Annotated in this window: 42 protein-coding genes and 6 pseudogenes; 22 read left to right on the top strand and 26 right to left on the bottom strand. The window is 40.0% G+C overall.

Features of this window, described 5'->3' with window-relative positions; all coding sequences use genetic code 11:
- The first annotated feature begins 28 nt into the window (after nt 1-28).
- The 3 genes from JEU79_RS27965 to JEU79_RS05010 are packed head-to-tail and all read left to right on the top strand — an operon-like array spanning nt 29 to nt 1,456.
- A complete protein-coding gene (locus tag JEU79_RS27965) occupies nt 29-382 on the top strand; it encodes a DDE-type integrase/transposase/recombinase (protein ID WP_343074943.1) in 354 nt (117 codons plus the stop codon).
- A gap of 14 nt (nt 383-396) precedes the next feature.
- On the top strand, nt 397-1,167 hold the full coding sequence (locus JEU79_RS27960; protein WP_343074942.1) for a Mu transposase domain-containing protein: 771 nt from the start codon (nt 397-399) through the stop codon (nt 1,165-1,167).
- Nucleotides 1,133-1,456, top strand: coding sequence for a hypothetical protein (locus JEU79_RS05010; protein ID WP_214660497.1), 324 nt, complete (start codon nt 1,133-1,135; stop codon nt 1,454-1,456). The genes JEU79_RS27960 and JEU79_RS05010 overlap by 35 nt, the downstream gene beginning before the upstream one ends.
- A gap of 433 nt (nt 1,457-1,889) precedes the next feature.
- On the opposite strand, the pseudogene JEU79_RS05005 reads toward JEU79_RS05010, so the two are convergent.
- Together JEU79_RS05005 and ppnP are read right to left on the bottom strand one after the other, a co-directional pair.
- Nucleotides 1,890-2,377 (bottom strand): annotated as a pseudogene (locus JEU79_RS05005) (DUF3025 domain-containing protein).
- 289 nt (nt 2,378-2,666) lie between these two features.
- The gene (gene ppnP, locus JEU79_RS04995) at nt 2,667-2,963 is read right to left on the bottom strand and encodes a pyrimidine/purine nucleoside phosphorylase (RefSeq protein WP_198265867.1); all 297 of its coding nucleotides are present in this window, start codon (nt 2,961-2,963) and stop codon (nt 2,667-2,669) included.
- Nucleotides 2,964-3,026: 63 nt separating this feature from the next.
- On the opposite strand from ppnP, the gene JEU79_RS04990 reads away from it, so the two are divergent.
- From JEU79_RS04990 to JEU79_RS04930, 13 genes and pseudogenes are all read left to right on the top strand, one after another.
- Nucleotides 3,027-3,170, top strand: coding sequence for a hypothetical protein (locus JEU79_RS04990; protein WP_198263223.1), 144 nt, complete (start codon nt 3,027-3,029; stop codon nt 3,168-3,170).
- Nucleotides 3,171-3,348: 178 nt separating this feature from the next.
- Nucleotides 3,349-3,576: a hypothetical protein gene (locus JEU79_RS04985; protein WP_198263222.1), complete on the top strand. Its 228-nt coding sequence runs from the start codon at nt 3,349-3,351 to the stop codon at nt 3,574-3,576.
- A gap of 301 nt (nt 3,577-3,877) precedes the next feature.
- Nucleotides 3,878-4,021 (top strand): hypothetical protein, encoded by a 144-nt coding sequence (locus tag JEU79_RS04980; protein ID WP_198263221.1) that lies wholly within the window; start codon nt 3,878-3,880, stop codon nt 4,019-4,021.
- A 205-nt stretch (nt 4,022-4,226) separates the two neighbouring features.
- A complete protein-coding gene (locus tag JEU79_RS04975) occupies nt 4,227-4,415 on the top strand; it encodes a hypothetical protein (RefSeq protein ID WP_198263220.1) in 189 nt (62 codons plus the stop codon).
- The gene (locus tag JEU79_RS04970) at nt 4,408-4,674 is read left to right on the top strand and encodes a DUF455 family protein (protein WP_198263219.1); all 267 of its coding nucleotides are present in this window, start codon (nt 4,408-4,410) and stop codon (nt 4,672-4,674) included. Before JEU79_RS04975 ends, JEU79_RS04970 begins: the two co-directional genes overlap by 8 nt.
- Before the next feature lie 245 nt (nt 4,675-4,919).
- Nucleotides 4,920-5,525, top strand: coding sequence for a GspE/PulE family protein (locus JEU79_RS27955; protein ID WP_343074941.1), 606 nt, complete (start codon nt 4,920-4,922; stop codon nt 5,523-5,525).
- 5 nt (nt 5,526-5,530) lie between these two features.
- A pseudogene (locus tag JEU79_RS28340) lies at nt 5,531-5,893 on the top strand (GspE/PulE family protein); the annotation flags it as partial.
- Between the two features lie 144 nt (nt 5,894-6,037).
- Nucleotides 6,038-6,226, top strand: a complete 189-nt coding sequence (locus tag JEU79_RS28335) for a type II secretion system F family protein (RefSeq protein WP_198265866.1) — start codon at nt 6,038-6,040, stop codon at nt 6,224-6,226.
- 68 nt (nt 6,227-6,294) lie between these two features.
- The gene (locus JEU79_RS04955) at nt 6,295-6,492 is read left to right on the top strand and encodes a hypothetical protein (protein WP_198263218.1); all 198 of its coding nucleotides are present in this window, start codon (nt 6,295-6,297) and stop codon (nt 6,490-6,492) included.
- An 18-nt stretch (nt 6,493-6,510) separates the two neighbouring features.
- Complete coding sequence (locus tag JEU79_RS04950) at nt 6,511-6,660, top strand: type II secretion system F family protein (RefSeq protein WP_198263217.1); 150 nt, start codon at nt 6,511-6,513, stop codon at nt 6,658-6,660.
- A gap of 392 nt (nt 6,661-7,052) precedes the next feature.
- A complete protein-coding gene (locus JEU79_RS04945) occupies nt 7,053-7,262 on the top strand; it encodes a hypothetical protein (protein WP_214660496.1) in 210 nt (69 codons plus the stop codon).
- An 81-nt stretch (nt 7,263-7,343) separates the two neighbouring features.
- Entirely contained in the window at nt 7,344-7,601 is a 258-nt protein-coding gene (locus JEU79_RS04940) for a pilus assembly FimT family protein (protein WP_198263215.1), read from the top strand.
- A gap of 581 nt (nt 7,602-8,182) precedes the next feature.
- Complete coding sequence (locus tag JEU79_RS04930; RefSeq protein ID WP_198263213.1) at nt 8,183-8,380, top strand: hypothetical protein; 198 nt, start codon at nt 8,183-8,185, stop codon at nt 8,378-8,380.
- 5 nt (nt 8,381-8,385) lie between these two features.
- Here the strand turns inward: JEU79_RS04930 and JEU79_RS04925 are convergent, their stop codons facing one another.
- From JEU79_RS04925 to JEU79_RS04870, 15 genes are all read right to left on the bottom strand, one after another.
- Nucleotides 8,386-8,574: a DUF6701 domain-containing protein gene (locus tag JEU79_RS04925; RefSeq protein WP_198263212.1), complete on the bottom strand. Its 189-nt coding sequence runs from the start codon at nt 8,572-8,574 to the stop codon at nt 8,386-8,388.
- A 46-nt stretch (nt 8,575-8,620) separates the two neighbouring features.
- Nucleotides 8,621-8,755, bottom strand: coding sequence for a hypothetical protein (locus JEU79_RS27350; protein WP_281400835.1), 135 nt, complete (start codon nt 8,753-8,755; stop codon nt 8,621-8,623).
- On the bottom strand, nt 8,742-9,080 hold the full coding sequence (locus tag JEU79_RS04920) for a hypothetical protein (protein WP_198263211.1): 339 nt from the start codon (nt 9,078-9,080) through the stop codon (nt 8,742-8,744). Before JEU79_RS04920 ends, JEU79_RS27350 begins: the two co-directional genes overlap by 14 nt.
- Nucleotides 9,064-10,158: an IS3 family transposase gene (locus tag JEU79_RS04915; protein WP_198263210.1), complete on the bottom strand. Its 1,095-nt coding sequence runs from the start codon at nt 10,156-10,158 to the stop codon at nt 9,064-9,066. The genes JEU79_RS04920 and JEU79_RS04915 overlap by 17 nt, the downstream gene beginning before the upstream one ends.
- 31 nt (nt 10,159-10,189) lie before the next feature.
- Nucleotides 10,190-10,804: a hypothetical protein gene (locus tag JEU79_RS04910; RefSeq protein ID WP_198263209.1), complete on the bottom strand. Its 615-nt coding sequence runs from the start codon at nt 10,802-10,804 to the stop codon at nt 10,190-10,192.
- 246 nt (nt 10,805-11,050) lie between these two features.
- The gene (locus tag JEU79_RS28330; protein WP_425511138.1) at nt 11,051-11,374 is read right to left on the bottom strand and encodes a DUF6701 domain-containing protein; all 324 of its coding nucleotides are present in this window, start codon (nt 11,372-11,374) and stop codon (nt 11,051-11,053) included.
- A gap of 615 nt (nt 11,375-11,989) precedes the next feature.
- Nucleotides 11,990-12,121: a hypothetical protein gene (locus tag JEU79_RS27345; protein ID WP_281400834.1), complete on the bottom strand. Its 132-nt coding sequence runs from the start codon at nt 12,119-12,121 to the stop codon at nt 11,990-11,992.
- A 36-nt stretch (nt 12,122-12,157) separates the two neighbouring features.
- Nucleotides 12,158-12,286: a hypothetical protein gene (locus tag JEU79_RS27340; RefSeq protein WP_281400833.1), complete on the bottom strand. Its 129-nt coding sequence runs from the start codon at nt 12,284-12,286 to the stop codon at nt 12,158-12,160.
- A 136-nt stretch (nt 12,287-12,422) separates the two neighbouring features.
- Complete coding sequence (locus JEU79_RS04900) at nt 12,423-12,857, bottom strand: hypothetical protein (RefSeq protein ID WP_198263207.1); 435 nt, start codon at nt 12,855-12,857, stop codon at nt 12,423-12,425.
- A 166-nt stretch (nt 12,858-13,023) separates the two neighbouring features.
- The gene (locus JEU79_RS04895; RefSeq protein WP_198263206.1) at nt 13,024-13,335 is read right to left on the bottom strand and encodes a hypothetical protein; all 312 of its coding nucleotides are present in this window, start codon (nt 13,333-13,335) and stop codon (nt 13,024-13,026) included.
- A 7-nt stretch (nt 13,336-13,342) separates the two neighbouring features.
- Nucleotides 13,343-13,558: an LptF/LptG family permease gene (locus tag JEU79_RS27335; RefSeq protein ID WP_198263205.1), complete on the bottom strand. Its 216-nt coding sequence runs from the start codon at nt 13,556-13,558 to the stop codon at nt 13,343-13,345.
- Nucleotides 13,555-13,905, bottom strand: a complete 351-nt coding sequence (locus JEU79_RS27330; protein ID WP_198263204.1) for an LptF/LptG family permease — start codon at nt 13,903-13,905, stop codon at nt 13,555-13,557. Before JEU79_RS27330 ends, JEU79_RS27335 begins: the two co-directional genes overlap by 4 nt.
- Before the next feature lie 383 nt (nt 13,906-14,288).
- Nucleotides 14,289-14,678, bottom strand: coding sequence for a Co2+/Mg2+ efflux protein ApaG (apaG, locus tag JEU79_RS04880; RefSeq protein ID WP_198263203.1), 390 nt, complete (start codon nt 14,676-14,678; stop codon nt 14,289-14,291).
- Nucleotides 14,679-14,954: 276 nt separating this feature from the next.
- Nucleotides 14,955-15,254 carry a late competence development ComFB family protein gene (locus tag JEU79_RS04875; protein WP_198263202.1) on the bottom strand — a complete coding sequence of 100 codons (300 nt, stop codon included), beginning with the start codon at nt 15,252-15,254 and terminating at the stop codon, nt 14,955-14,957.
- Between the two features lie 67 nt (nt 15,255-15,321).
- Nucleotides 15,322-15,804 (bottom strand): hypothetical protein, encoded by a 483-nt coding sequence (locus JEU79_RS04870; RefSeq protein ID WP_198263201.1) that lies wholly within the window; start codon nt 15,802-15,804, stop codon nt 15,322-15,324.
- 180 nt (nt 15,805-15,984) lie between these two features.
- On the opposite strand from JEU79_RS04870, the gene JEU79_RS04865 reads away from it, so the two are divergent.
- Nucleotides 15,985-16,227: a hypothetical protein gene (locus tag JEU79_RS04865; RefSeq protein ID WP_198263200.1), complete on the top strand. Its 243-nt coding sequence runs from the start codon at nt 15,985-15,987 to the stop codon at nt 16,225-16,227.
- Here the strand turns inward: JEU79_RS04865 and rsmA are convergent.
- Entirely contained in the window at nt 16,196-17,032 is an 837-nt protein-coding gene (gene rsmA, locus JEU79_RS04860; RefSeq protein ID WP_198263199.1) for a 16S rRNA (adenine(1518)-N(6)/adenine(1519)-N(6))-dimethyltransferase RsmA, read from the bottom strand. The two genes, JEU79_RS04865 and rsmA, sit on opposite strands and share 32 nt — an antisense overlap.
- A gap of 163 nt (nt 17,033-17,195) precedes the next feature.
- Here rsmA and JEU79_RS04855 point away from each other — a divergent pair, with 163 nt between their 5' ends.
- Both JEU79_RS04855 and JEU79_RS04850 read left to right on the top strand, forming a co-directional pair.
- On the top strand, nt 17,196-17,654 hold the full coding sequence (locus JEU79_RS04855) for a hypothetical protein (protein ID WP_198263198.1): 459 nt from the start codon (nt 17,196-17,198) through the stop codon (nt 17,652-17,654).
- A gap of 462 nt (nt 17,655-18,116) precedes the next feature.
- A pseudogene (locus JEU79_RS04850) lies at nt 18,117-18,322 on the top strand (cold-shock protein).
- Between the two features lie 46 nt (nt 18,323-18,368).
- Here the strand turns inward: JEU79_RS04850 and JEU79_RS04845 are convergent.
- Nucleotides 18,369-19,123, bottom strand: a pseudogene (locus tag JEU79_RS04845) (PA4780 family RIO1-like protein kinase); the annotation flags it as partial.
- A gap of 188 nt (nt 19,124-19,311) precedes the next feature.
- Nucleotides 19,312-19,858 (bottom strand): annotated as a pseudogene (locus JEU79_RS28325) (IS3 family transposase); the annotation flags it as partial.
- Nucleotides 19,859-20,306: 448 nt separating this feature from the next.
- Here JEU79_RS28325 and JEU79_RS26020 point away from each other — a divergent pair.
- Nucleotides 20,307-20,473: pseudogene (locus JEU79_RS26020) on the top strand (transposase); the annotation flags it as partial.
- 8 nt (nt 20,474-20,481) lie between these two features.
- Here the strand turns inward: JEU79_RS26020 and JEU79_RS04825 are convergent.
- Genes JEU79_RS04825 through JEU79_RS04815 form a run of 3 tightly spaced genes read right to left on the bottom strand, consistent with a single transcriptional unit; the run spans nt 20,482 to nt 21,104 of the window.
- Nucleotides 20,482-20,706: a type II toxin-antitoxin system RelE/ParE family toxin gene (locus JEU79_RS04825; protein ID WP_198263194.1), complete on the bottom strand. Its 225-nt coding sequence runs from the start codon at nt 20,704-20,706 to the stop codon at nt 20,482-20,484.
- Nucleotides 20,691-20,879, bottom strand: coding sequence for a hypothetical protein (locus tag JEU79_RS04820; RefSeq protein WP_198263193.1), 189 nt, complete (start codon nt 20,877-20,879; stop codon nt 20,691-20,693). Before JEU79_RS04820 ends, JEU79_RS04825 begins: the two co-directional genes overlap by 16 nt.
- 21 nt (nt 20,880-20,900) lie before the next feature.
- Nucleotides 20,901-21,104, bottom strand: coding sequence for a hypothetical protein (locus JEU79_RS04815; protein WP_198263192.1), 204 nt, complete (start codon nt 21,102-21,104; stop codon nt 20,901-20,903).
- A gap of 150 nt (nt 21,105-21,254) precedes the next feature.
- On the opposite strand from JEU79_RS04815, the gene JEU79_RS26015 reads away from it, so the two are divergent.
- Entirely contained in the window at nt 21,255-21,998 is a 744-nt protein-coding gene (locus tag JEU79_RS26015; protein ID WP_246540010.1) for a hypothetical protein, read from the top strand.
- A 40-nt stretch (nt 21,999-22,038) separates the two neighbouring features.
- The gene (locus tag JEU79_RS26010) at nt 22,039-22,284 is read left to right on the top strand and encodes a hypothetical protein (RefSeq protein ID WP_246540006.1); all 246 of its coding nucleotides are present in this window, start codon (nt 22,039-22,041) and stop codon (nt 22,282-22,284) included.
- Between the two features lie 223 nt (nt 22,285-22,507).
- Here JEU79_RS26010 and JEU79_RS04805 read toward each other — a convergent pair whose 3' ends face one another.
- The 3 genes from JEU79_RS04805 to tnpC form a co-directional block, all read right to left on the bottom strand.
- Nucleotides 22,508-22,909 (bottom strand): hypothetical protein, encoded by a 402-nt coding sequence (locus JEU79_RS04805; RefSeq protein WP_198263191.1) that lies wholly within the window; start codon nt 22,907-22,909, stop codon nt 22,508-22,510.
- Between the two features lie 207 nt (nt 22,910-23,116).
- On the bottom strand, nt 23,117-23,521 hold the full coding sequence (locus JEU79_RS26005; protein ID WP_246540005.1) for a DUF1294 domain-containing protein: 405 nt from the start codon (nt 23,519-23,521) through the stop codon (nt 23,117-23,119).
- 9 nt (nt 23,522-23,530) lie between these two features.
- Nucleotides 23,531-25,063 (bottom strand): IS66 family transposase, encoded by a 1,533-nt coding sequence (gene tnpC, locus JEU79_RS04795; RefSeq protein WP_198263190.1) that lies wholly within the window; start codon nt 25,061-25,063, stop codon nt 23,531-23,533.
- Nucleotides 25,064-25,319: the final 256 nt, after the last annotated feature.

The raw sequence follows: 25,319 nt of genomic DNA, 5'->3' as shown, positions 1-25,319 counted from the left end.
TGACTGGGGCCTGTACAAAACCATTCAAGTGGGTGAAACCACTCGCAAGCTGAACTTCTTTGTGATGGTGTTATGCCATTCCAGAATGATGTACGTAGAATTCACTTTATCACAAAGCATGGAACACTTTCTGGCCTGTCATCAACATGCTTTTGAGTTCTTTGGTGCCGTGCCGGAAAAAGTCATGATTGATAATTTGAAGACGGGCGTTCTCTCTCGCCCTGCAGGAGAAGATATTGTTTTTAACCCTAAATACTTAGACTTTGCACATCATTATGGTTTTAGAATTAAAGCCTGTGGCGTTCGTAAGGGCAATGAAAAGGTCGGGTTGAAAACGGGGTGGGTTATGTCAAAAAAAACTTCCTCAATGGCCTGGAGTTGACTCAGTTTGAGATCTTGAATCCAGCCATTAAAATCTGGATGGCTGACATTGCTAATGTGCGCATCCATGGCGAAACCCGAAAAAAGCCAGTGGATTGTTTGCCTGAAGATGTGCAGGCCATGCGCTCTTTGCCCATTAACCGATATGACATTGCACGGATTGAAACCGTCCGCTCGACCAAACTGTTTCGCATCAGTCTGGATTCTAACCGCTATTCAGTGCCCGCAGAATATGCCAGCCAGTCACTGACCTTAAAAATCTATCCCGAGCGACTTTGTGTTTATGATCAGGAAAAACTCATTGCCCGACACATTCGCAGCTTTGAGCGCCATCGTGATTTTGAAGATCCGGACCATCCCAAAGAATTGCTAGCCCAGCGCAGACGTTCAGAAGATCAAAAACTGTTTCAACGCTTTATTGCACTGTCACCTCGTGCCAGTGATTACTATCAAAAGCTGGCTCAGAAGCGTTTAAACCCTAAAGTTCATGTGCGAAAGATTGTTGGCCTCAGTGAAATCTATGGCATTGAAGCCACTGAACGAGCCATGCTGGATGCCTTTGTCTTTGAAGCCTTCAGTAGTGAGTATGTGGCCAATTTATTGGAACAGCGACTCAACAAATTACCCGAAGCAGGTGCTTTGCATTTAACCCGCAGTGAAGACTTACTCGACATTACGTTAGAAAAACCCGACATCAATATTTATCAACCTAAAGAAATCAAAGGAACAACTTATGACTCAACCATCCAGTTTGAAACAAAACAATCAAACAAAGAAGAAAAGTGAAGCCATTCAAATGATGCTTGATATGCCCACTGATAAAGAAGTCGAAAGACTACTTGAACAGTTGAAATACTTTAAGTTGCCTGGTATTGCCGAGCATTATGAAGACTACAGCAGTTCAGTTGGAACTGGCCAAAAGAAAATTAATCAACTGCAGATCAAGGATCTCTTTCGGCTACAGTTTTACAAAGTAATAAACAGGGAAAATAAAAAGATGCCTGATTTAACCGGTTCTCAATATGCAGATAAAGTGTTACTGGTAGCGTTGAAAAAAATATTTACGATTTGTTGATCAGAGTGATTAAAAACCTGCCTAAATAATAATTTAGACAGGTTTTTAAGACAATTTTAATTAATTATTGTGAGACACTCATTGTTTTATTACAGTTGAAATTCATCCGCTGTTTCGTCCATATTTTCTCTCCATTTATTGAATTAACAAATGCAATAGGGATAATTTTTATTAAGTAAGAAAAAACTGAGCTTGATAGTAGCAAATTTGTTTTAGACATTATAGGATGGTAGTTTACAAAACATCTATTTGATGCTATCTTTACATCAAATAGATGTTTTTGAGGGGCAATGTCAGCCAGTCAACATAAACTACTTAGTGAATTAGACTTCTTAACCTCTGATTCATTATGATAAAATTGAATACATTCGTTCTGTCAGAAAGGGCTTATCCGGTGTGGTCGTTAAAAAACACAGTCAAGACATCAATGTATTCACCGCAATAAGGGCAGGCGATAGTCGCTTCTTCCTGATGATTCATGATTTTGCTTTGTGACGGACAATAATTGATCTAGCTTTTTATATTGACTCATTTTGTCACATTGAAAAAAATTATCATCCACTTCAAGGCAATAGGCTTTGCCGGTAAAACCGATAAAGGGCGTAAAGGCTTTTTCATACATGCCATGACCGAAGACAAAGGCACCGATACTTTGTTGCTGCCTACTCTCAGAAAAGCCATCTTTAGAAAACCAGTGCGAACGAGCCTGTAAAAACACACTTTGCCATTGATGATCTTTCAGGGCTTGAAGGTAAGTTGGGTTGCTACTAGCAATAATGATGCCGGACTCGTCCAAGTGGGTAATGGCATCTCGGGCTGGCGTTCTTTTTTGCCGGGCTGACGTTCGAGTTCCTGTATATGCAGGGAATTAAGTAGAATTTTTGTTTGGGGAAATAGCACCCAGATAAGGGCATTAAACAAGTCATGCCAGTTTTGTTCACGGGTACTGATAATGCCTTTTTGTAGACACGTTCTTCATAACCCATATCAGGAAATGGTAATGTCTCATCCTGAGGATGCATAGCTAATGTATGGCCGCTGGATAAAATGACTGGCTTATCCAGTAGTGCCAGCAAGCCCTGACTACCCGGCTAATCAGTCCAATTGCTCTGTTCTAAGAGCAATTTTAAATCAGCAAAAATTAATGACTGCTCAAGAAAATGACTATCCCAATCATTGTTGATATTTTTAGCCATGGCTGAGAGTATGCTTATTCGTTGATATAAACACAGAGATAGGCGACATCTGTGGTCATTTTGACATCAAAGGATTGCTTGGCTTCGACTCTGAATGTTTCGCCGCTTGTATAAGTTTGCCAAGTATCAGCACCGGGCAATTTAACCTGCATTTCACCGCTGGTCACTGTCATTAATTCAATGCTACTCGTACCAAAAGTATATTCACCTGCTGCCATAACGCCTGCCGTCGCATCACCATCAACACTATTAAAGGCAATGGACTTTACCTTGCCGTCACTGAGCCGGAAGCTGAAACTGAACTCGCAAATGCACCGGAAAAAGCACCTGAACCTGCTAATGAAGCAGAGCAGGTTTCAGAAGAACTGGTTCAATTGGTTGACCCGGAGGCTGAAACTGCCGATAAACAGTTTTATGATTTTTATAACGAAGATTTGTCGGCCTATCGCTCAACTGCAAGAACCAAGGATGATGGCAAAGATAACAACATGGCGGCTTTGATGATTGGCAATATCTAGATGATGCTGTAGTCAATTTGAGTGATGATAAATTGGTTGACTATAAGGATATTGATGTCCAACAACAAATTGCTAATTTATAGAGATATTTAGGACATAATTTTACGCTATCGTTTTATGATGGGTCTGTTAAAATGGTTATTTAGTCATTCCATTATGAGCGATCAGTGGGCCTCTCTTGCCAGTAAAAAAGTTGCCATTAAAAAAACAATTCTTTAAAGACAGTGCCTTCGGTTGGGATGGACTGTCTACTTTTTATTTTTTCCAATATTTTATTACTCCTCACCGTCGGTCTGGTTTTTTTGTATTTGCTATGGCAGACAACGAAAACAGCATTGCAAACAACCACTCAGTTGCCGAAGACAAACGTTCAGAGTATTTTAGTCGCGGGTCTGTGTTTAATTAATAATGCTCCCACTGAAGCATTTAAGCGTCGTTTGAAGGGCTAATACGATTTCAGAATCCCGTGCTGGTGCAATGTATTTAAAATCACAGGGCGTCAGTGAAGCGCAAGTGATTATTGAAGAAAAGTCACGTCACACTCTGAAAATCTGCAACACGCCTCGTGCTTTTGCTATTCTCATCATTATCGGCACACGAACAATCACACAAGCAATTAAACGAGCAATCAGGCGCCCATCAAGTCGCCATTATCAGTAGTCGTTATCACCTCTACCGAATCCTAACCCCTAGCACAGGGACTTAGTATGCATTTATCCGCAGTGGCGGCAGAAGAGCGCTTCGAATGGCGTGTAAAGTCTGTTTTTCGTCTACTCAAAGAAGCCTACTATCTGCATTGGTATTGGAGTGGTAAACTATGGGTCAAATTAACAAGTAACAAAAAGAGTTAGGCGCGTCTTACATAATCGCCTCCAATAGGTAGCCCAAGCCAGAAAAATCTTGTATCAGGAAGCAAAAATTGCTTTTTATGTGTCAATCCTGATGAAAATCGGCATTAAGTTAACAAATCGCCCTCAGTATTACGGATGCTGGCTCATTAGAGTGGCAAGAAGGTGGATTCTCTGTGATGCACCCGCTACAGCTTAATGAGCCGGGATGATAGCCAAACTCTCTGCTCTCGTTGAAGTGAGCAAGTTAAAAATCAAATCGGTTTTAAATCCATTCAGCAACGTGCCCATCATTGATCCATGCTCTGGGTACATGGCTGAATTAACTGCTGTGAACCTCTCCTGGGATAGTGTTTATCGCTATCGCCACATGCCCAAAGAATATTATGATGATTAAGTTAAAAACAGCAAAAAGAAGAAAAGCCTGCATTTTAATTCTATTGCGTCAGAGTCTCAGAGATATGGGCTATGACTATGGTGATTTTCCCGCGCATAATGAATTGTGGCAAATGGCGGTAACTACGGCAGATGATCTCATGGCACGTAATGAAATTGGTCATATCAATGCAGGGACTCGCTGGTTTCGTTATCAATGTGAACGTGAACAACTTGATCCGGATAAGATGTTTTTCACTTTAATAAAAAAAAATACCTGAATTCGACGCCGAGAGAGCCCGTTTTAATCGTGATGCTAGATTAAAAGCAGGCTTTTAGCCTTAATGAGATGCAGGAACTGGAACGCTTGGATATGGAATTCAAACAAGCAAAAAAAATGCGCCAGCAAGCGACTTAACACCATCTCTAGCCATGAGACTTGGAAGTACAGCAGGTATATCAATAGCTTTTCTAGTATTTTTGTTCTTAGACTTAAGGAGTCATAGAGGGTCAGTTAAGTGCGGCATTGGCTGATCAAAAAACATCGGGGCGCAAATTAGGGCAGGTGTTAATTGGCTATATTTCTGAGCAAAAATTTCTCTCTTTTTTATCCCGTCAACTGAACGTCCCCTTTATCGACTTGAGACAATACCACTATCAAACAGAAGTGGTGCGCCTCCTGCCTGAAACGCTGGCACGGCGCTATCGTGCTATTGTCCTGGCGGATAGAAAAAATGGCCTATTAGTGGGCATGGCTGATCCGTCTGATATTTTTACCTATGATGATATTCACAAGGTACTTAAGCGTCCCATCACTCTGGCTTTGATCAGAGAAAAAGATCTGTTGGCGGTAATGGACAATGTGTATCGTCGTAAAGATGAAATCAATTCTCTGGTCGAAGAGTTAGATGAAGAATTATCTGAAACAGATATCGATCTGGAGCAATTGGCACAAAGTGATGATGTTGAAAATGCTCCGGTCGTGCGTTTATTACAAACCATTTTTGAAGATGCCTTACAGGTTAATGCCTCGGATATTCATATTGAACCAGATGAAAAGTATTGCGCATTCGTATGCAATGAGCAGGTAATGAATGAAAACGCATTGTCGCAGCCTTGGTCTCCCGGCTGAAATTAATGTCTGGCCTTAATATTTCTGAAAAACGCTTGCCCCAGGATGGGCGTTTTCATATTAAAATCAAAAAACATTCACTGGATGTACGTCTATCAACCATGCCAACCCAGCACGGTGAATCAGTGGTTATGCGTTTATTGATCAAAGTGCCGGTATTCTAAATTTAGATCAATTGGGTATGAATGCTGATTTGTTAACACGTTTTCGCAAATCAATTCATCGCCCACATGGTTTAGTATTACTGACCGGCCCCACGGGCAGCGGTAAGACTACCACCTTATACGGGGCTTTAAATGAGCTCAATAATAGCGAAAAAAATCATTACTGCTGAAGATCCGGTGGAATATCGATTGGAGCGCATCAGCCAAGTACAGATCAATGCCAAAATTGGTCTGACTTTTTCCAATGTTTTACGCACGGCGGTCACTGCACCTAAAACTATCCCCTGGAAACGTCGTTTTGGGCTAGGTAAACCCCGTACCGAAGAATTGATTTTATTTGCCAAACAAATGAGCACTTTGTTTAAGGCTGGAATTCCAATTATTCGGGCAATGAATAGCTTGGCATTAACCACTGACAATGATTATTTAAAAGAAATTTTAGAGCATAGCATCAAGCAACTTGAAGCCGGTCAGCCATATCTACAGGCTTGGCAAAATACCCGGAAGTTTTTCCGCCGGTGTTTCTCAGTGTCATGAAAGTGGGGAAAGTACTGGGCGTTTGATGATGCTTTTGAGCAATTGTCTTTTATCTGGAAAGAGACAAGTTGATTAAAGATAAAATTAAAGAAGCGACCCGCTATCCAACTTTTTGTGCTGATTTTTTGGCGGCTGCCCTTGTGGTGTTGAATATCTTTGTGATCCCCAAATTTGCTAGCGTGTTTAGTAAAATGAATTTAGACCTGCCCATTTATACCAAAATATTATTGGCTACCTCGGAATTATTTGTCAATTTTTGGCCTTGATGTGATCGCATTGCTGCAATGCGCAAGGGCGTTGAACGCGGTGACAATCTGACCAATACTGCCGCCGCAACAGGCATGTTTACCCCATTGGTATTGCAAATGATTGCGGTGGGTGAAGAAACCGGTCAAGTGGATGATATGTTGGTTAAAGTGGCTGAATTTTTATGAAGATGAGGTGGATTATGAAATTAAATTTCTCAGTGCACAAATTGAACCTTGGCTCTTATTTTAGTGATTGCGGGCATGGTACTTATTCTTGCTTTTAGGTATTTTTATGCCGATGTGGATTTGGTCGGAAAAATGAAGTAAAGATGATATTTTCATTAGCATAGAGTCATTTGTTAAATATATTATGAAAAATATGGTATTTTCCCAGATTCATCGTTATATTTTGATCTATAAAGTGTTTTTAAACAGTCAAACTCAGGATTTTACCCTGATAGAATTAATTACCGTAAGGTTTTGATTTTAGGTATTTTGGCGGCGACTGCTTTAATTACCGTAAAATTTATGGATGCTAACCGATCAGGCTCATGAGGCAGCAGTAGCAGGTGTCGGTGGTGGTTTGGGTAGTGGTATTGTTCAAAACCCACCTACAATCAGCGCGGGTACGTCTACTACGGATACGACCAATGACTATACCGCGACTTTTTGCTAGTTCGTTATGTACTTACAACTATCGTGCTAATAAAACAGGTACCGCTGCATCGACTATGAGCATTACTTATAATCCTGCTAATGGTGCAGTAGTGGTTGATGCAATCAATTAAAGCGTCGTGAGTAGAATGGGCGCTGCTCACCGCTCACCGCAATCTGCCTAGTTTAAATCCGCCTGTATCATTGGTTTTTAGATGCAAACGAATAATAGCAATTTTCGAAATAATGAGCTGACAAGAAACCAGGGTTTTACACTCGTTGAACTTGTGACGGTGATCATCATTGTCGGCATTATGGCATCAGTCGGTGCAGCAAAATTCTTTAGTCAATCTTCCTTTCAAGACAGCCAATATCATCAAGAAATCATCTCAGCTTTTCGTTATGCACAAAAATTGCCATTGCCAGCCAGTGTGATGTTGATATTGTGTTGGGCGGTGATAACTATGCCTTAAATTACGCAGCAAGTTCATTGTGTGCCGCTCAGATATTAAAAACCAGCTTCTCAATCGGCCTATAGTGATACGGGCACGGTCATCATCAGCCCAACACCAACCTTTACTTATGATGCACAGGGGATTGCCAGCTCCACCGGCGCATTTTCTTTTACCGTGGGTGACAGTGCGCGGGTGGTTATTGTTGAACCCATAACGGGTTATGTCCATGATTAAAAATACAGTGCAGATCCCATGGTACGTGCACAACAATTAGCCATTGCTAAAAAGCTATATTGATGAAATTATGATGCAGCCCCATGAGAATCTTGTTGATGGGGCGACCACTTCGGCAGGGCGAATTATAATGAAGTTGACGATTACAATGCTATTATTGCTGGCACTGCGATTGCCGATCAATATGGCAATAGCATTAGTGCTCTGGAGCGGCTATTCGGTTTGAAGTGGTGGTGAGTCTTTGCACGGTATCCAGTTGTGGCAATGAATTGGATGCTGTGAGCGCCAAAAAAAATTATTGTTAGCATTAGCCATGCAGGTCTGAATACGACCATTCCTTTGACTGCTTATCGAACAGATTATTAATGAAAAACGTCCGTGAACAAACAGCAATTGAACGCTGTGATGATGTTTGCCCAGCTTGTTGTGATGCGACACCGGGTGCTTGTTCTTTAAATCCCAGAATAACGACGATCGCTATTAGTGCCAGAAGAGGTTTAGTCGGTGATACTTTTTATGTTTTTAGAAAAATTCAAAGCAGTATTTCCTATGATGGCTCGTAGCCCATTCAGTATAATTCACGGGTATAAATAATACGTTTAGAGCGATTATAAATACCAAAGCTTGCTCGACTGTAGGGTGGGTTATTGCCCTTTCCAGGCAGGCTAGCATCACCTGCGGTATCAAAATAATCACCATCGCCATCCCAATCATATTGTAGCCAGAAAAACTGATCACCATTCAAACCAATGTCCATGACAACATCAACACAATCACCAAATCACTTGGAAAGCCACTGTTAATTAATGCCCCAGTAAAGCGCCTTCTGTGGCAATGCGAACATGCCGTTGTGTTATGATACTATTGTTCTGCAGATAGTATTTCCAGGCTTCTTCATTATCAAAGCAAGTCTGATGACTTTGTTCAATAACGCTCAATGGCTTGTGAGGTAATTTTTCTGCTCATATAATCAAGTGCTGCATCGTTGAGCGTATAATCAACAGCAGCACCTCGTAACAATTGTAGAAAATTAATCCGGCTCTTATATCGAGTACTTGAAAACCAGGCAAAGGTTTCATTGCCAACGTGAGTACAATAACCATTCTTTCCATCATGACGACTACCCGTATCATCAACATGGATATAAGTACTATTGTTGATACCGGCAGTTAGCAATGTATTTTTTTCAGTATGAAAATGGTCTTTGTCATGGATTAAAATCTCATTGATCTGACCTGTTGAAATATCAAAATGTGTCAACACTTTCAATATATTCAAATGTTGCCTGCTTTGCTTCTACTCTGGTTTTGAATCGACAATGGTGCGTCAATTCAGTTTTCAAACTATGAAAGAAGCTCTCTGATACAGCATTGTCCCAGCAATTTCCTTTGCGGCTCATAGACTGAATTATGTTATGATCCGACAATATTTTTCTATGACTATCAGAGGCATATTGGCTACCTCGGTCAGTATGCCAAAGCAATCCATCCATTGGTTTACGCTTCCATATGGCCATCAGTAAAGCATCATTGACTAGCTTGGCTTTCATTCGCTCATCCATCGACCAGCCAACAATTTGCCTAGAGAATAAGTCAATGACAACCGCTAAATATAACCAGCCTTCCTTGGTGGCAATATAGGTAATATCACCCACATAGTAGCGATCAGGTTGAGAGACAGTAAACTCTCTTTCCAGTAAATTTGGAGATATACGCTTATTATGCTTGGAATTAGTCGTCGCTTTAAAGCGTCTCTTCGTTTTACAAAACAAACCGGCTTTTTTCATTAATCGACCAATTCTCCGGCGGCTTATATGAACGCCTTTTTCAGCCAGTTTTCTTTTTAAGACGACGGGTTCCATAAGTCTTGCGACTGTCTTCAAACAGTTTTTTAGCTGCTCAGTAAGCGCTTCATTTTCTTTCTCTCTATCCGTTTTAGGAGAGCTAACCCAATCATAATAGCAACTACGGGAAACATCCATAAAACGGCACAGAATCGTTACCGGGTAATCTTTAGCCTGATCAGTTATCCATGCGTACTTCACAAAGTTTCCCTTGCAAAGTACGCTGTGGCCTTTTAATAAATCACGCTCCTGAATCACTTTTGCCAATTCTTTTTTCAGACGTTTTACTTCATCATAAATGTGTTCATCACTTCTATTGGCTACCGTCTTCACCGGTTTGGAATATTTACTGATCCAGGTATGTAGAGTATTTACATTAACACCTAGCTCCCTGGCAGTCTGAGAAACGGGTTGATCCGTCTCATTAGCTAATTTGACAGCTGATTCTTTAAATTCTGATGTATAGCTTTTATTCGGTTTTTTTGTTTGATCATTCATTTTAGGTCACACTTTTTATCTTTTAGTTATTTTAAGTTGTGTGTCCGGTTAAGTATAGCCACATTAAACCTAATTCTGTTAATTGTTGTATTATCAATGGCTGAGTCACTCTCTGGTGATAATATTGATAAACGATATAACTCTGTAATGTATGGCCAAAATGTCCTATATGTGTATCAAAGCTCAATTTTCCTATACAGGTATCACCATCGGGTGTTTTATAGCGAGCCAATCGATAACGAGTATTGAAAGGCTTAATCAGCAGCTCCTGAACAAAATAATCCTGATACCCTAAAAAACGTGAATGTTCTGGCAGGTTATCTGGTTTGATAACGGTGGTTTTATGAATAGCCAATTTCTTCTTTCGTTTACGACTTTTACTAGTCCCATTTCCTGAGTTGTTTTTCTTGCTTCCTGAATGACCTGTCGGATTATCATTGTCATCATCCTTTGGCAATTTACTGGCTCTTATTTTAGGCTTTGGAGGTAGCTTTTTAAGCTTAGCAACTTCTGTTTTAAGGGCATCGATTTCAACCTGTTGGTTTTGAATGATTTCCTGTTGTTGCTCCATGAAAGCAAGGAGTAATCGGACTACCGGTGTCTTTTCTTCTTCAGGTATCTCTGGAATTGGAGGTAATTTTTTCACTATAATCAATACAGGTTGTTTTCAATAAAACAATTGTATCATGGCTTTTTAAGGCTCTTTAGTTTGCCCTGTGTTGATCAAACTCCCTCTCAGTTAAGATAATATTCAAAAATATTCTATTTCGATCTGAGACAGATCGACAGGATCATTTATAGGGATAAATTACATGGGGCAGTGAAAATGCAATTTTGTCCTCTAAAATGCTGTCAAGACTTTTTTGTTTTTTATTTCAAGTTTTGCACAGACTTATATGCTTTCAGAGGAGATTTCATTGCCAAAATTAGTGGCTAGAGCATTATCTGAGAGTGAAGTATTATTACTGGGGATGCTGTCATTATGGCCATCAGGAATGCCATCATTATCACTATCATCAATGGCTTGATACAAAACCGCCTGAGCGCTGGCTGTAAATGCTTCACCGGCTTTTCTAAAGACACTGCCTGTGCTACTACTGGCAGCAGGATTTCCAGTGACGGTGATGGTGAAGCCAAAAGGTCGGACAATAAATTGACCGCTAACGCTGAGTGTTGCCGCGCTGATGGGGGGTGTGGTGGTATTGTCGGCTGACAACTGCTTGGATTATTGCATTCATAGGCAAAATTAACCGCTGTGTTTACGTTGGCAAAAGCAGTGGTGCAAGCACCACTCTGTGTATCAGTACGAATGGCTTGCAGGCCAATGTTCTGTGCGCCCGGCGCGGTGGAAGAGGGCTTGCTGCCTATTTGCTTGCCAATTGCCAAGGTGCTGAGGCTGGCTATATCGATAAAGCGAAAGGCTGTGTTGGTAAAGTTTAGAGGTAAATCTTCTGATGCAATGGCAGCACCGGTTAATTCAGTTGAATTACCATCAGTGACATTAATATCAATACTGGAGACCGTGCTTTGTGCCAGGTAAAAAGTCGCTGAGGAGGTACCTGCCAAAATACTCAGTGGTGAGCTAATAATACTATCAACAGCGGGCGTAGTAGTGATGGTGATGCTGGCATTGGAGCTAATATCTAGTGCGGCATGATTAATGTCATGAGCCGTGACAGTCACGAGTGAGGCTATGACTGATGGCATAGTGATCGGCAATGGCGGTGACAATCACTTCAACACTATCGCTGATAATATTATTGTTATAATCCACGGCTTTATAAGTGGCAGTATAAGTACCTGCCTTGAGTGTAGCTATGGCTGCTAGGAGTTAAAACAGTGGTACATAAATCGACAGTTGAAGTGTCAGTGGCGTGTTATCACCATAATCCCATTGTTGAACAACATTGCCAACAATGATACTCAGGTTATCAGTATAGAGATCGGCCAAGCCATCATGCACAATCCAATTTCGCCATGAGGTAAGTTGATAAATGCGCTAAATTGCTATAACTATGCGAGGCAATTGAGGCTTGGGCTTCCCTGCCGTCCATGGTGCGCTGGAAAATGTTTCTATAGTGCCATCACCATAATCAACGGTATAGTCTGCGGCAACATTTTGTGCCATGACTAAGCTGATAAAAAAATAGCCATAATAGCCTCTCAAAGCAGACTGAAGTCAACATGATTATGGCCAGGTCACAGTAAATACATGGATATAAGTGATTGCATTACTGTCTTTCCAAGTGACGGTAAATTTGACTTCAGTTATCAAAATCAGTGATTGGAAATGAATTAGCATTATCGACAGGGCTAATGAGCACATCATAAATCTTGTTGGCATTGATCACTGGGGCATCAAACTTTAAATAATCAAATAACCAGGTATCACACTGACTAGAAGGATCATTAAGGCATTCCCAGCTAACGCCAAAACTAGTCAGGCGAATCGTGCTGAGTGACTGGTTTTTAATCCGCCAGGCGACTTCAGAATCATTATGAGTATCTTTGGGAGCGGCTGTTCCATCGACATAGACCAGATCGTCATTACAAATAACATCGGCATCAAAAGTAACCACATCATTGACTGCAACATTAATTGGGCCGCGACTACCACCGACACTGATGCTGACACTGGTGGCATAGAGGGAAGTGGGCAGGGAAATTGTTAAAATCAACAGTGCAATTTGGCGCAACATAAAAAACCTTATTTATTATCCGTTCCATTTAACTATAGCCAAGCATCAGGCATTTATCTATAGTCATAATCCCAACATTTCGGTGTGCACTATAGTACGGTCAGTAGAACAGTCAAAAAATCAGGCTTTTAAGCTGTTTTTTGATAGCGGTTTTTTTAATAGAGGCTTAGTGAATACGCTTAAAATTGTAAGTTCGGGATTTGCGGTCACGCACGACAAATTGCCCGGGTTCTCGATAAAACTGGAAATATAAGGTGATCTTTTTAGCTGGTATATAAGCAATCATCTTGTTGCCCTCGATTGCTAGCTGTCCGGCTAGATTTTTTGCCCCGCCATCAGACCAGAGAAGGACAATTTTATTCCAGAATGTCAGCCAGTATTGATTGCTCTTGAGGCTATTATCATCGAGATAGCTGGCATAGCGATAGAGACCATAGGCGGAAAGATATTCTAAATTAGAGATAATGACATCGACCAATTCCAGATCAATTCACTTTTAGAGTTTTGTCTTGGGCAAACGTAAAAATACTCACATGTCCCAGGGTCTTATCAGAGGTAATGGAATGAATCTTGGTAAAAGTATCTTTATCACGTACCCAGATGGCATTGTTTGATACGGTACTGGTTGTACCGCTGGTCTTGGTCGACCAATGGTTGTTGGCCATTTTTTCTGTAATGGGAAGTACATACTCACCAATCATAAAAGTAAAAATGGCCAAAAAAAAAAAGCGGCTTTCATGACCGATAGGATAATTTTGCCTATAGAAACACCGGCAGTGCGAATCGCAACCAGTTCATTGCTGCTGTTTAGCGCTCCCAATCCCATCATTGCACCTAATAATACAGAAAAAGGAAATAGTTGATAGAGACGGCGGGGCATCGTCAATAAAGTGTAATAAAAGGCATCGCCTAATTCAAAATCACCTTTACCGACGTATTTAAAGCTGTCGGCAAGGACAATAAAGCCGTATAACGATAAAATAATGAGGAGAAATAAAAGTGTTGAGTAGATAACGGTTTTTATGATGTAGCGATCAAGTATGTTCATAGTGATGATTCAGAGAGTATGCTAAAAAGAACACCGGACTTTGCTCTATAGAATTGCTAATAGTGATGAAGTATTACTTTTACTTAATTCCATTTATAGCCAAGCGTAGAAAGCTTATAGCTTAAATGACTGAAAAAACGACTAAACATCCAGATAATGCTGATAAAGAGGATTTTTAGTGATAATAAAGCAAAAGACAGCAAAGTAACCAGCATTGCAAAAAAAACTGAAGATAAACTGCCCGGTTTTTTTTATCTCGTTAGCCACTTTATTTCTCTCTTGGTTTTCTATGCATTTTGAAAGTATAAGCCTAATATGACAAAAATAATACTCAAATCGCCCATAGCGCTGCTTTATGTGACGTTAAATGTGATGAAAATTCATTAATGTAAAAATTTGGGGCGGGTCAGGGTAAAGGGGTGAACTTCAGCATCAAACATCTGTCCATCACTCGCTTTCATTTGGTAGCTCCCTTGCATACTGCCTACGGGGGTATGAATGATTGTACCACTGGTATAGGTGAAATCTTCGCCAGGTTTCAGGTTGGGGTGTTCGCCCACCACACCAGGTCCTTTGACTTCTTGAGTTTTGCCTTCTGCATCGGTAATGATCCAGTGTCGAGAGATAAGCTGTGCCGACTCTGTGCCCTTGTTTAACATATTAATAGTATATGAAAAAACATATCGATTATCAGTAGGTGAAGACTGCTCTTCTATGTACTGAACTTTGACATCTACCGAAATATTATATTTAGTCGCATGTTGCTGAGGCATATTTTTCCCTGGTTTTACGAAAATAAATTGGACAAATATTATACACTGAATCGGCTTCGTGCTCACTAAAAACGTCAGCTTTATGTGTCTTAGTGGGGACAGATCAAATAAGCTAATTTATCTTTACATTTGTAAGATGTGGTGAGGAACGAACCGCATCAAAAATGTTTGTTTAAAACCATTGATGCGGTTCGTTCCTCACCACATCCTACATTTGAAGTGTAACAAGGTTTGAACGATGTCTCTTAGTGTGCATTAGAGGTTAGAACTAATGCTTTATGTTTGCTGAAAAGTCGTGGGTCTGGCTTCTTCATCTTCTTGATTGTCCACATGATCTTTAGCTTTTAAGACCGCAGATTTAACGGCGTGATCCATTTCTGTGCGATCATCCGTACTGAGAAAAAAGGCCATATCCACATCATGGCGCACATAACGAGCCGGTAACATATTGAGAGCAATACAGGCGATGTCCTGTAAATAATCTTCATCAATATTTTTAATGTCATCAACAAATGTTTGGATTAATTCTCTGACAACCAGTGTTTCATAATAATTGTGAATCGAATCAAAGCGCATAACTACTCCAGAATAAAGAGTTCAATAGATACTATGAGCCTAGATATTAAACGCCTGAAAATCAAGTTTATTGACGCAATTTCCAGGTGGGTGTTTTATCTGCATAAATGAGCTCATGCTTGAGCAACCATTCTTGTACTTCTTCGGCATCCTCATGAAACCAGCGCTTTGCCGAGCCTAAGCGAAAAGTGTAGCCCCACTCATCCATGTCGAGCATCATTTGTTCCTGATTCATTGCGGGTAAATAATCGGCCAGCAATATTTGCAAATAACAGACTGCATTTTCTTCATCGTAGCCACCGGCAGCATTGGTATCTAAATTTTCCCGTCTTTGAGCATCCATACAGATATAGTGGCAGGATTCGTGTAATGCGGAGTGAATAGGGGTATCAGAACGCACATAGAGCTGATTTTTTATGATCCCCGCTTCGGGCTCACCAAACCAGGTGCCAGGAATACTTTGCTGGTCTTTTACACGGTTAATTTGTATCTGGTAGCGGGCGAGCAATGAAACTAATGAGGCATGTTGCTCAATATGACAAAAAAACATGATTTTGTTCCAAAAAAGTGGAAATTTTAAAAAATTATATTGTCCTAAAATAAGATAGCATAGAAAGTTAACTTAATTTCTAAGGTGGTTTCTATAATTGCTTGTTTATTATTGTTTATTATTGTTTATTTTGATCTTATATATTATTTTTCATATTGTTTTTCATAAAAGGTACGTGACATGAGGAAAAAACCCGATCTTTTACTCTTATTGACGGTACTCGTGGTCTCGGGCGTGATTATCAGTAATTTTGTCGTTAGCAATCACCCGAATAAAAATAGCCATCAATTGTCTTTACTTAATACTAAATATGGCCAGCTTGAGCCTGGACAGTTAAGCAAGATACGTGCTGAACGTGATATCGAATTAGCTAAATTTCGCCTGCATAAGCTCAAGACTCAACAGTTTGCACATATAGATTAGTCAAACTCACAAACTCGCTGATGCTGAGAGTTTCTGCGCGTCTACTCGGATCAATATCACATTGCTCAATTTGTTCAGCCGTGAGTATTTTCTTCAAATTATTACGTAATGTTTTACGTCGTTGAGAGAAAGCAGCCCGAGCGATGTCTGACAGGTTATCGGTACTGGCATTGATAAGTTGCGTGCCGGACATTTCTTTTCTTGGGGTCAGCTGCACAATTGCCGAATCGACCTTGGGCGCAGGATTAAATGCCCCCGGAGGCACGATAAAAAGCTGTTCTGCATGACATAAGTATTGTACCAATATACTCAAACGCCCATAAGTCTTACTGCCCGGTGCTGCCGTTAAACGCTCAACCACTTCTTTTTGCAACATAAAGTGCATGTCATCGATAATTGCCACATTTTCCAATAAATGAAAAATCAGAGGCGTAGAAATATTATAGGGCAAGTTCCCGACTAATCTGAGTTTAGAGCCATTAGCTGATGATAAAGAGCCTTCAGCGTTTAGTAAAGAGCCAAAATCAAACTTCAATGCATCATTGCTATGAATGCTAAAATTCTCATAAGCAGAAAACCGCTCTTCCAGAATAGGGATCAAATCACGATCCAGCTCAATCACATCTAACTTACCGGCATGATTAACCAAATGCTCAGTAATAGCCCCCTTGCCTGGGCCAATTTCAACTAAATGTTGCTCCTTTGTGGCAGCAATAGCGGCAATAATGCGCTCAATAATATTCGGATCGTGTAAAAAATTCTGTCCAAATCGTTTCCGCGCCTTATGCTTCGATAGCTTAGCCATATAAAATTCTTTATTCTCATCGGTTATTTTTGTCAGATTATACCATCAACAATCCAGTCTCTATGTAATTGGTAGTGAAATAATTGATCAATAGTTTTTATTGACGTACGGCATTTGTGTTGTACGATAAAGTTATCGTACATCTTAGGATAGTCGATTTGTTATGCCAGAGTTATACTTTATCTTGTTGGATAGAGAAAAAGCTCATAATGCACTTAAGCAGGCCTTTATTCATGGCGATAGGAATGCAGGGAATTATCCGTCCAATATTGCTGATATTCTAGTTTCTATTATTAACTTAGGATCTTCTTTTTGGCAGAAGGAAATAGACTGTCTATTAGTTTTATTTAAAGAAAATGATGTTTTGGCGTATTTTAGGCACAGCGCTGATAAAATCTATCAATGTCTTTGTCACAGAGCCATCATTATTATCATCATTAAAGAAATGGCAATCACTCTGGCAAGAGGCAGGAAAAGATTACGAAGATATCAGCATTTCATTACAAGCTATATCCGCAATGAGGTTGGCAATAGAACAAAAAATGACCAGCCATTGTTAAGGCTGAGCAAAGAAGTCCGTGAACTGGTAGAACCTCTTGTCTCTGATGTAATCAATAAATAGGGTTTTTCACACTATCATGTACTTGTGACTGCTATTCAATATACGAATTATGCGATATTTGCACCCAGTAAAAAGCCTCAGAAGAAATGCGGCGTAGGGTGGGCACGTTTTTGTGCCCATGCTGAAGTGTGAATATAAGATTTTTCCTTGAGTCAGCGTGGGTAGGCAAAGCCATGCCCACCCACAGTTCTTATTATAAGTACGCAATAATGTAAAGAGCCATAAAAAGTGGTTTTACCCGCAGAAATCACTCTGAAAACTTAAGATATTATACCATTAACAAAAGAAATCCGTATTTTCTTATAAATATTATGTAAATCCTACATTAATTATTCTCATAATTCTGCTATAATGGCACTTGTCTAGTTGTTATGTATATTTGTCTAAACCTATCACTTTATGTTTAAATGGGTGAATTCGAATATAAAAGCAATATCATTCACCAATAATACGAGTAAAATAATGAGTACAGGTACAGTTAAGTGGTTCAACGCGGATAAAGGTTTTGGTTTCATTACTCCTGAAGATGGCAGTAAGGATCTTTTTGTTCATCATTCAGAAATTCAAAGTGGTGGCGCCTATGCAACACTGAATGAAGGTCAAGCAGTGGAATTTGAAGTTGGCGAAGGTCAAAAGGCCCTTGTGCGAATAAAGTGGTTGCTCTTTAAGCTTTAACGCAAGTTTGCGTTCCTGAATTGCAGTCTTTATTTGCAATCATTCAGGAGCTTGCATTCTAAGCTGGCGTTGCTCTTCTTCGGCAAAGGCGGCTTTTATTTCTTCAATACGGTGTCCACATCGGCCGTTTGTGTGCTTTCCTTAAAATAACCCGTTAACTCGGCTTCCGGGTGTAATTCCCCCGCTTCGTATAATGCCCAAATTTCCTTGGCGTATTGTCTATTAAGCAATTCTGGTGCGTATTGTGCGTAGTAGGTGCTAATATTGTTAACATCCCGCTCTAACATCCATTTTGCCTGATTATTAGCTGATGCATCCACTACCTGTGGCAAGTCAATAATGACCGGACCATACTCATCAACCAAGACATTAAATTCTGACAGATCGCCATGAATCAAACCAATACACAGCATCCGCGTCACGTATTGCATGATAGTAGCATGATCTTCTAAGGCTTGTTCTGCAGACATTGAGACATCGTTCAGACGCGGTGCGACCTGGCCTTCGTCGTCAGTGATTAGCTCCATCAGCAAGACGCCATCAAAGCAACCGTAGGGCTTAGGTACTCGAACACCGGCATCAGAAAGGCTATAGAGTGCTTCGACCTCGGTATTTTGCCAGGCTTTCTCTTGTTGCACCCGGCCAAATTTTGAGCCTTTTTCCATGGCTCGATTACGGCGGCTATTACGCCCCTTGCGACCTTCTCTATATTGCACTGCTTGTTTAAAGCTGCGCTTATTAATTTCTTTATAAACCTTGGCGCAGAGGATTTCAGAGCCACTGCGTACAATATATGACTACAGCTTTGATGTGTCAACACTTTTCCATGTTAACTTTAAACAGATGAAGAAAGGGCTTTGCCCTGTTAACTTTAAACAGATGAATTTCATAATCGACTGGTGAAGGGCTTTGCCTAATCCTCGTCAATTCAGTCAGTATGCCCTTTGCGGCTCAAACTGAATTATGTTATGATCAAATCCATATCAGAGGCATATTGGCTACCTCGGTCAGTATGCCGCAATCCATCCATTGGTTTACGCTTCCATATGGCCATCAGTAAAGCATCATTGACTAGCTTGGCTTTCATTCGCTCATCCATCGACCAGCCAACAATTTGCCTAGAGAATAAGTCAATGACAACCGCTAAATATAACCAGCCTTCCTTGGTGGCAATATAGGTAATATCACCCACATAGTAGCGATCAGGTTGAGAGACAGTAAACTCTCTTTCCAGTAAATTTGGAGATATACGCTTATTATGCTTGGAATTAGTCGTCGCTTTAAAGCGTCTCTTCGTTTTACAAAACAAACCGGCTTTTTCATTAATCGACCAATTCTCCGGCGGCTTATATGAACGCCTTTTTCAGCCAGTTTTCTTTTAAGACGACGGGTTCCATAAGTCTTGCGACTGTCTTCAAACAGTTTTTTAGCTGCTCAGTAAGCGCTTCATTTTCTTTCTCTCTATCCGTTTTAGGAGAGCTAACCCAATCATAATAGCAACTACGGGAAACATCCATAAAACGGCACAGAATCGTTACCGGGTAATCTTTAGCCTGATCAGTTATCAAACAGGTTGATCCGTCTCATTAGCTAATTTGACAGCTGATTCTTTAAATTCTGATGTATAGCTTTTATTCGGTTTTTTTTTGTTTGATCATTCATTTTAGGTCACACTTTTTATCTTTTAGTTATTTTAAGTTGTGTGTCCGGTTAAGTATAACCACATTACTTCTTTGCCACTCATTAAGGGACTGATGACTTCATCGATCAGTCCGTCTTCAACTAAGGGTTGGATTCGTTTAGGGATTTTCATGTCATTCTTATAACGTACTTGGGTGAATTTTGGAACTAAAATTAGTCATACAGGTAAAATATGTCTCTTTCTCAGTCAAATGGATACTTGATTACCCACAAAGCTCCGCCATATTTCGATAATTATACTATAATTAAAGTATAGATTATGTGTGGAGTAGAATGATGTCAAAAAATAAAATTCAGTTTCAAGAAGGTTATAGTTTATTTGAGCTTTTTAATGATTATGGCACTGACAAACAGTGCCGACAAATATATTTAAATGGAAATTCCCTGATGGATTTGTTTGCCCAGAGTGTGGCAATAAGACTTATTGCACTCTAGAACATCGCCATCTTTATCAGGATTTATTAGATGGGTGGCTAAAAATGTTTCCTCTTATCATTTCATTATTAATTTCTGGAACAATTCTACCAATTAGAGCTTGATGGGGAATTTTTCTGGAAACTGAAAGTATTTTTGAAACAACTGCTTGTGCATAAAACTCAGAATCTCTTGCTATATACTCTGCTATTGAATCAAGATCCTCTATTGCTTCTGGAGACCATTCTATTGTGTAATCCATTTACTGAATTTCCTTTCGACATCATCCTGACTTAGGGTTCCTTCAGTTTTTGCACGTTCAATACCCCTATGTATTTTTTCAACTACATACAGATGGTATTGTACATCTTCCAGTGTGCATTCATCCGGTAACTGATCAAGAAGTAATTTTACTTCTTCTTTTGCTGTATTCATATTTGCCTCATATTGGTAGTTTTATTTTAATTGCCAATGTTTTGTTTTGGAATCACGCTCTAACTCCCCTTTAGCTTCAAGCTCACGAACTAAAGCTACTATCCAGTATTGTTGATTGGATGATGTTGCCTTCTCATATTCTCCCCAATCAAAGCCACACATTCTAAATGTTTGTGCTAACTTTAGCCCATAGCCAGTCTTGGCTAGCCATAATCTAAACCCCATAGCCAGTCTTGGCCTCCATAATCTAAACCCAGTGTAATACAAATAATAAGCTGAAACAAATGCTCATGGGATAGTATCACTTGAATATTGTACGTTTATATTCTATACTCTTCATTCTAACTGTCATACCGATTAAATGGAGTTAATCAAATGCCCACCCCAAAGAAGTCAACAAATCAGTCTTTCAGATACTCCTTTTACCACTGCATCTCCCGCTGTGTCCGCAGGACATTCTTATGTGGTGTCGATAGCGCCACCAATAAAGATTACAGCCATCGCAAACAATGGTTTGTTGAGCGACTGGCCTTACTATCAAAAACCTTTGCCATTGACGTCTGCGCCTACGCTATTATGTCCAATCACCTGCACACAGTATTGAAAATCAACGCCTCACTTGCCCAAAGTTGGTCAGATGAAACCGTGATACAACACTGGCAACAACTTTGTTCAATTCCAGTATTGGTAGAACGCTACCTTAATGGTGAATGCCATTCTGAGGCTGAACAAGACAAGGCTCGGGAAACCATTGCCGTCTTCAGAGAGCGGTTAATGGATATCAGTTGGTTCATGCGTTGCCTCAATGAACACATTGCTCGCAGAGCCAATGCTGAAGATAAATGTACTGGCCGTTTCTGGGAAGGACGTTTTAAAAGTCAGGCACTGCTTGATGAGCAAGCCATTCTTAGCTGCATGGTCTATGTTGATTTAAATCCTATCAGAGCGGATATCAGTCAAACGCTAGAAGACTCTGAATATACTTCAGTAAAACAGCGTATCGACTCAATTAAAAAGACAAAAAGCATTAGCCAAAAAATAACGCAACAAAACACAGCTACTATTAAGCTCGCCCCCTTTATCTGTAGCTCACTTAAAGACAAAGGGTATTGCCTTTGACCTTAACGACTATCTGGAACTTGCAGAATGGACGGGGCGAATGAAGAGAGATGATAAACGTGGCTATATCAAATCGGGCGCTCCCGCTATATTACAAAAATTACAACTCGATGAAGACACTTGGCTAGAAACAGTCGATGGTTTTTCAAAGGGCTTTCATTCCTTTGTTGGCCCGGAAGAACAATTAAAATCCTTATGCCAGAAACAAAAAAGGCATTGGGTGCGCGGTATTAATTTGTGTAGGAAATTATTTAAAATTAATTCTGCCGCCCCTATCACGACTTAAACGTAACAGCCTACCAAAGCACACACCTTAGCAGAACAGTGCAGGCCTCCCCTTGTTCGTCATGCAGAGCAACCCCATCTAGCAGCTACTTTTACTACCCATTCCCTGCCCACTCCACTGAAAAACATTCAATTTTTGTAAATTCACATTTCGAGAAGAAATTTTTTTACAATTTAGCTTTGATATTGCTTTTTATTTGGTGGGTGGCAATAATTGCTTACTTTTATTTGATTTCTGAGCCATTTTCATAAACATGCGTCTTAGTTTCGTCTCCGGGACTAAACCAATGCTTATCTCCAAGCCCTGATAGTGGAACATCAAATTTCCCATGTAATTTACCTTCCCTGTATTCAGTTTTCCAATGAAGTAGCGAGCATGACATAAACCCACACTCACCACCGCAAACTGTAGAATAAGCTTTGCCTGTGTAAGGCTTATTGGTGCTTTTTAGAAAAGTAATGCCATTTTTACTTTGTAAATCGAAATCGGATACACCCTTTAAATATTGAGCACATCTGTAATTTTGAAAAACTAAATATGAAGCGCCTAATATAACAAATAGACACGTAATTAAGAATATTACTTTAATCGACTTCATGTATTCATTCAGTGTTTTTAAAAACATAACGCCTATTTCAATGGGCACAGGGACAAGATAGAACTTTGTTAAAAAGAATGTCTATCAACCCCACTCGGTTTTTGAAAATCGCTGAGTCCCTGTGATCCATTGCAAATTCTGGTTAGCCCATTTGTATAATATTAATCAGTATTGATTGTAAAAAAGCATTGCCATTAGGTGTCAAAAGCCAAATAAATCCAGTTAAATTTAAGATCACTGTCCCCAGAAAACTACCCTAAAAGGTTGTTTTTTAGATTTGTGACGTAATTTTTGTTGAGCAATTAATGCTCCAGGCCAACCACCAGCAAGTGATAAAAAATGCAATGTACTCTCTGGAGTTCTCCAGTCGCCATTTCGAGCTGCTGATTTATCAACAGAATACATAATAAATGTGAGTAAACTAACAATAAAATAAACAGCTAGAACCAAAGCAGGCATTTTAGTTGCAAGTATAGATAAAACAAGAAAAGTAGAGAATACAAAAACAATGATTATTGATAGTGTACTACTACTTTTGTTTGTTTTTTTAGGCTTTTTATCTCCTAATCTTGATGCATTATTGGCACATGTTCTACCACTTTTGTCTTTGGATATATCGTATACGTCAAAACTTCCCACGTTGACGTATCATTCCACTTTATTTAAAGGCTGAATTTTTTCAGTCAAATTCCATGGCAACAATTGCTCTAAAGCCTCATCATCATAATGCCTGCCCAGCTTAGGTAACTCAGTCAGAATGTGTGTTAAAAAGGCAAAGGGCTCTAGGTTGTTTGCTTTCGCTGTTTGCACGATTGAATATAAAATAGCACTGGCCTCAGCACCACGAGGATTTTGGTTCATGACCCAGTTTTTGCGCCCAATCACAAAGGGTTTGATCCGCCGCTCTGCCATATTATTATCAATCTGGAGGTTGCCCTCTTCAAGATAGACAGTCAGATACTTCCATTGATTGATCACATAACGAATAGCGACACCCAACTTACTGTCTTTTGTTGTTTTAGTCACTTTATCATCACACCACTTTTTAAAGTCATCCAGTAGTGGTTTGCTTTTTTTTTCCTGACGGATCAGGTAACGTTGTTCAGCATTGAGCGGTTTGATTTGTTTTTCAATCGCATACAATTTAGCAATTTTACTGATCGCCATTTGTACCATGCCAGGCTTTTTCTGACTGTTCTTGGGTAATGCTTTTAAGGCATCATGGAACTTGCGACGAGCATGTGCCATGCAGCCTAATAAAGTGACTTCACTGTTCTCATTTTCGAATATATGATAACCGGGAAAGCCATCCGTTTGCAGGTAACCTGAAAACCCCGTTAAAAAGGTTTTGGCATGTTGGCCTGCACGAGTAGGCTGATACTCATACAAAACAATGGGACACTTGGAATGATAGCCGCCACTTTGATAGAGCCACATATAAGATTTAGGGCAATTCTCACGTCCATCATGGATCACTCGCATCGTTGTTTCATCGGCCTGGATGATTTTCTGCCTAATGAGATAATACAACAACCGATTATAAAAGGGTTTGAGTAATTCAGCTGATTTAAGCACCCAGTTGGACATACTGGCTCTGGAAAGTGTTATCTTATAGCGTTTAAATATCGCTTCCTGTCGATAGAGAGGCAAGCTGTCTAGGAATTTAGAAACAATGATATAGGCCAGCAGGCTGGGTGATGCAAAACTTCTAGGAATGGGCTGTGCAGGCTTAGGAGCAGTTTTAACGCCTTCCTCACAAGCACGACAGGCATATTTAACCTGAACATGTTCTACAACATATACCTGAGCAGGAACAATTTCCAGTTGCTCTGAGGTCTCTTCACCAATTTCATGCAAGTGATGACCGCAGTCACAGACTTGTTCTGCTTCAGATAACTCATGACGAACAACTTTACGAGGTAGGTCTTTAGGTAAAGGCTTACGACCGGGCTTTTTACGCTCATAAGTAATGGTTTCACGGACTTCCGGTGCTTCTTCGGCGAACGTTTCTGCCTCATTAAAGAAGTCGGGGTGGGCTTCTTTTTCACTGGAAGTACCAAACCGTTTGTGTTGCAACAGACGAAATTGTTCCTCATACCAGTCCACTTTTGACTGGAGTTCAAGCACCCTGTTTTTGAGCGTTGGTATCTCTTCTGGTAGTATTTTGCCTGTTGAACTCATGCGTTATATTATACTAAAAATGAGCGTTAAATGCTTGTATTTATTCTGTTTAATGCGCATCTAAAGGGACTTTTTTAGTTGTTTTCCAGACCATGAATTTCAGGGTGAGCATGGTGTTGTGTGCAAGATAAACCATCCAGTAACCACTGTAATTCTCTCAGTGTTAACGAAAGAGTGGGTTGTTAAACCTGATTGACTGTGATGCCCGTTATCATGAAACAGTCCTGAGCAAATCCAGAATGGACTTGAGCTGATT

Origin of the sequence: sulfur-oxidizing endosymbiont of Gigantopelta aegis (assembly GCF_016097415.1) — a bacterium.
In the GTDB taxonomy this organism is placed as follows: Bacteria; Pseudomonadota; Gammaproteobacteria; order GRL18; family GRL18; genus GRL18.
This window is presented reverse-complemented; position numbering and strand designations above follow the sequence as displayed.

What these genes read in the sequence shown, in the direction of transcription:
- JEU79_RS04875 (WP_198263202.1), bottom strand. Translation starts at nt 15,254, where the DNA reads ATGCGCTTTGATTCGATTCACAATTATTATGAAACACTGGTTGTCAGA.
- JEU79_RS04870 (WP_198263201.1), bottom strand. Translation starts at nt 15,804, where the DNA reads ATGTTTTTTTGTCATATTGAGCAACATGCCTCATTAGTTTCATTGCTC.
- JEU79_RS27335 (WP_198263205.1), bottom strand. Translation starts at nt 13,558, where the DNA reads ATGATTGGTGAGTATGTACTTCCCATTACAGAAAAAATGGCCAACAAC.
- JEU79_RS28335 (WP_198265866.1), top strand. Translation starts at nt 6,038, where the DNA reads ATGAGCACTTTGTTTAAGGCTGGAATTCCAATTATTCGGGCAATGAAT.
- JEU79_RS04925 (WP_198263212.1), bottom strand. Translation starts at nt 8,574, where the DNA reads ATGGACATTGGTTTGAATGGTGATCAGTTTTTCTGGCTACAATATGAT.
- JEU79_RS27330 (WP_198263204.1), bottom strand. Translation starts at nt 13,905, where the DNA reads ATGAACATACTTGATCGCTACATCATAAAAACCGTTATCTACTCAACA.
- JEU79_RS04865 (WP_198263200.1), top strand. Translation starts at nt 15,985, where the DNA reads ATGAGGAAAAAACCCGATCTTTTACTCTTATTGACGGTACTCGTGGTC.
- JEU79_RS04930 (WP_198263213.1), top strand. Translation starts at nt 8,183, where the DNA reads ATGAAAAACGTCCGTGAACAAACAGCAATTGAACGCTGTGATGATGTT.
- JEU79_RS04805 (WP_198263191.1), bottom strand. Translation starts at nt 22,909, where the DNA reads ATGTTTTTAAAAACACTGAATGAATACATGAAGTCGATTAAAGTAATA.
- JEU79_RS26015 (WP_246540010.1), top strand. Translation starts at nt 21,255, where the DNA reads ATGCCCACCCCAAAGAAGTCAACAAATCAGTCTTTCAGATACTCCTTT.
- rsmA (WP_198263199.1), bottom strand. Translation starts at nt 17,032, where the DNA reads ATGGCTAAGCTATCGAAGCATAAGGCGCGGAAACGATTTGGACAGAAT.
- JEU79_RS04855 (WP_198263198.1), top strand. Translation starts at nt 17,196, where the DNA reads ATGCCAGAGTTATACTTTATCTTGTTGGATAGAGAAAAAGCTCATAAT.
- JEU79_RS04825 (WP_198263194.1), bottom strand. Translation starts at nt 20,706, where the DNA reads ATGGATTACACAATAGAATGGTCTCCAGAAGCAATAGAGGATCTTGAT.
- JEU79_RS04950 (WP_198263217.1), top strand. Translation starts at nt 6,511, where the DNA reads ATGCGCAAGGGCGTTGAACGCGGTGACAATCTGACCAATACTGCCGCC.
- tnpC (WP_198263190.1), bottom strand. Translation starts at nt 25,063, where the DNA reads ATGAGTTCAACAGGCAAAATACTACCAGAAGAGATACCAACGCTCAAA.
- JEU79_RS04940 (WP_198263215.1), top strand. Translation starts at nt 7,344, where the DNA reads ATGCAAACGAATAATAGCAATTTTCGAAATAATGAGCTGACAAGAAAC.
- JEU79_RS04820 (WP_198263193.1), bottom strand. Translation starts at nt 20,879, where the DNA reads ATGAATACAGCAAAAGAAGAAGTAAAATTACTTCTTGATCAGTTACCG.
- JEU79_RS26010 (WP_246540006.1), top strand. Translation starts at nt 22,039, where the DNA reads ATGAAGAGAGATGATAAACGTGGCTATATCAAATCGGGCGCTCCCGCT.
- JEU79_RS04900 (WP_198263207.1), bottom strand. Translation starts at nt 12,857, where the DNA reads ATGTTGCGCCAAATTGCACTGTTGATTTTAACAATTTCCCTGCCCACT.
- JEU79_RS27340 (WP_281400833.1), bottom strand. Translation starts at nt 12,286, where the DNA reads ATGGCACAAAATGTTGCCGCAGACTATACCGTTGATTATGGTGATGGC.
- JEU79_RS04970 (WP_198263219.1), top strand. Translation starts at nt 4,408, where the DNA reads ATGATTAAGTTAAAAACAGCAAAAAGAAGAAAAGCCTGCATTTTAATT.
- JEU79_RS04915 (WP_198263210.1), bottom strand. Translation starts at nt 10,158, where the DNA reads ATGAATGATCAAACAAAAAAACCGAATAAAAGCTATACATCAGAATTT.
- JEU79_RS04980 (WP_198263221.1), top strand. Translation starts at nt 3,878, where the DNA reads ATGCATTTATCCGCAGTGGCGGCAGAAGAGCGCTTCGAATGGCGTGTA.
- JEU79_RS04975 (WP_198263220.1), top strand. Translation starts at nt 4,227, where the DNA reads ATGATAGCCAAACTCTCTGCTCTCGTTGAAGTGAGCAAGTTAAAAATC.
- JEU79_RS04815 (WP_198263192.1), bottom strand. Translation starts at nt 21,104, where the DNA reads ATGGGGTTTAGATTATGGCTAGCCAAGACTGGCTATGGGCTAAAGTTA.
- apaG (WP_198263203.1), bottom strand. Translation starts at nt 14,678, where the DNA reads ATGCCTCAGCAACATGCGACTAAATATAATATTTCGGTAGATGTCAAA.